General features: G+C 60.3%; 2 protein-coding genes and 2 pseudogenes. All 4 read left to right on the top strand.

Annotated features, from left to right (window positions below):
• Positions 1-120 precede the first annotated feature (120 nt).
• A pseudogene (locus ACRXB1_RS34140) lies at positions 121-252 on the top strand (glyoxylate/hydroxypyruvate reductase A); the annotation flags it as partial.
• A gap of 199 nt (positions 253-451) precedes the next feature.
• Positions 452-1,846: an aminotransferase class III-fold pyridoxal phosphate-dependent enzyme gene (locus ACRXB1_RS34135; RefSeq protein WP_449494553.1), complete on the top strand. Its 1,395-nt coding sequence runs from the start codon at positions 452-454 to the stop codon at positions 1,844-1,846.
• Positions 1,847-1,929: 83 nt separating this feature from the next.
• Positions 1,930-2,427, top strand: a complete 498-nt coding sequence (locus ACRXB1_RS34130; protein ID WP_075357593.1) for an Lrp/AsnC family transcriptional regulator — start codon at positions 1,930-1,932, stop codon at positions 2,425-2,427.
• Positions 2,428-2,536: 109 nt separating this feature from the next.
• Positions 2,537-2,712, top strand: a pseudogene (locus ACRXB1_RS34125) (succinate-semialdehyde dehydrogenase (NADP(+))); the annotation flags it as partial.

Raw genomic sequence — 2,712 nt, 5'->3', positions numbered from 1 at the left:
CCGACACACCAATCTCGCCGATCATGCCGGCGAGCACATCGGGCTTTTCATCTGCGCCGCCGACATCGAAGATCAGTTGTGCGGCGAGTTCATCGATGGACTTGTGCTTCACATAATCCGGATGCGATCACGCCGCACATTGCCAGCGCGACGCGTCCCGAAGGCGCGGTCGAGACCGTCCTGGAGAATCTGCGGCGCCACGAACGAGGCCTGCCGCTGATCGGGCAGGTCGATCGCAGCCGGGGTTATTGACCGGCCAGACAGCTCGCCTAAGACAGCTCACCAAGCGCACCTCAAACGCACCTCGAAGGCCCGCGCCGCAGAAAATGCTGCGCGGAGCCTGTGAAACGCGACATCCGCGTGCTTTGGGGAATTTTTTAGCGCGTCAGGCAATGGCCGTCCATGAGTAATATTGGAGCAGTCAATAGCCCATCCAGCGTCCGAGAAAACCATGTCGATCAAATCGCTCATTGAAGCCGACCGCAAGCATCTGATTCATCCGGTCATCAACTACCGCGCACACGAAGCCCGCGGCGTCACTGTGCTCGAGTCCGCAAAGGGTGCCTACCTGCGCGATGCCGACGGCAACGAACTGCTCGACTGCTTCTCCGGCCTCTGGTGCGTGAACGTAGGCTACGGACAGGAAAGTATCGTCAAGGTGGCGACCGAACAGATGAGCCGCCTGCCCTACGCCACGAGCTACTTTCACTTCGGCTCGGCCCCTGCGATCGAACTGGCGCAGAAGCTGGTCGAAGTGTCGCCGCAATCCCTGCAGCATGTGTATTTCACGCTCGGCGGCTCGGATGCAGTCGATTCCGCAATCCGTTTCATCACACATTACTTCAACGCAACCGGCAGGCCGACCAAGAAGCACATCATTGCACTGCATCGCGGGTACCACGGGTCGTCTTCTGTCGGCGCGGGCCTGACGGCGTTGCCCGCGTTTCATCGCAACTTCGACCTGCCGCTGCCGACCCAGCATCATCTTCCTTCGCCCTATGCGTACCGCAACGATTTCCCCGATGACGCCGCGCTGATCGCCGCATCCGTCGCCGCGCTCGAAGCCAAGGTTGCCGAGATCGGCGCCGACAACGTAGCCGCGTTTTTCTGCGAGCCGATCCAGGGATCGGGCGGCGTGATCGTGCCGCCGGCCGGCTGGCTCAAAGCCATGCGCGAAGCGTGCCGCAAGCTCGATATCCTCTTTGTCGCCGATGAAGTCATCACCGGTTTTGGCCGCACCGGCCCGCTGTTCGCGTGCCAGGCCGAGGACGTGCAACCGGACCTGATGACCGTTGCAAAGGGCCTGACCTCGGGCTATGCGCCAATGGGCGCCGTGCTGATGTCCGACGCCGTCTATCAGGGAATCGCCGACGGTGACGCGAGCGCGATCGTCGGACATGGACACACGTATTCCGCGCATCCGGTGAGCGCGGCGATCGGTCTGGAAGTGCTGCGCCTGTATCACGAAGGCGGCGTGCTCGCGAACGGCGTGGCGCATGGTCCGCGTTTCGCGGCGGGCCTCGACGCGCTGCTCGATCATCCGCTCGTGGGCGACTCGCGCCATCGCGGGTTGCTTGGCGCGCTGGAACTCGTCTCCGATAAAACCACGCGACAAGGTTTCGATGCATCGCTGAAACTTTCGGAACGGATTGCTGCCGCGGCATACAAAAACCGGCTTGTCTTCCGCGCTTTCGGCGACAACATTCTCGGCTTTGCGCCCGCATTGAGCTTCACGGACAGCGATTTCGACCAGATGTTCGAGCGCCTTGCAAAGACGCTCGACGACGTGCTCAACGAAGCCGATATGCGCGCCGCATTGAAGACGCAACCAGCGGTCACAGCCTGATGGCGGAACCGTTTTGCCGCAAATCTGCGTGATAAGATCGTCTCGCTTCTCACGACAATCTTCCCGCCGGAGCCACACCCATCATGAGCAGCGACTGCAAACTCGACCGCATAGACTTGCGCATTCTTTCGCAGTTGCAAAAGAAAGGTCGCATAACGAACGTCGAGCTTGCGGACGCTGTGGGGCTTTCGTCCAGCCCCTGCCTCATCCGGGTGAAGAGGCTGGAAAAAGCGGGGTATATCGTCGGTTACGGCGCGCAGATCCAGCTCGAAAAGCTCGGCGACGTGCAGATCGTGTTCACCGAAGTGACGCTGGCGGATCATCGCCGGGAGGACTTCATCAAGTTCGTGGACGCCATTCGCGACGTGGATGAAATCGTGGAATGTCATCTTGCAAGCGGCGGCTACGATTACCTGCTCAAGTTCGTCACCCGCAGCGTCAGCCACTATCAAAGCATCATCGAAGGTTTGCTCGAACGCAATATCGGTATCGAGAAATACTTCAGCTTCGTGATCATCAAATCGCCGTTCGTCAAAACTCATTACCCGCTCGAATCCCTGTTTTCGCAGAACCACGACTGATTTGTCGACCGGTTGCATCGACAAGATGCAGGCAACGCTATTCACCCCGAACATTACCGATGCCGGCCACGCGCACGACTGCGCGGGCCGCGCGAATCCGGAGGGAAACATGAACCGCCAATACGAACTGAAAGAACTGATCCAGTCGGGTAACTTTATCGATGGCAAATGGCTCGAGGCCGCCGATCACGCCCGCTTCAGCGTCTCGAACCCGGCTACAGGCGAATCCATTGCGCAAGTCGCCGACAGCGGTCCCGCCGACGCGCGGGCCGCAACCGATGCCGA

The sequence above is a fragment of the Caballeronia sp. M23-90 genome (genome assembly GCF_053574605.1).
The sequence above is the reverse complement of the archived record's forward strand: the minus strand, read 5'-3'. Positions and strand labels throughout refer to the sequence as shown.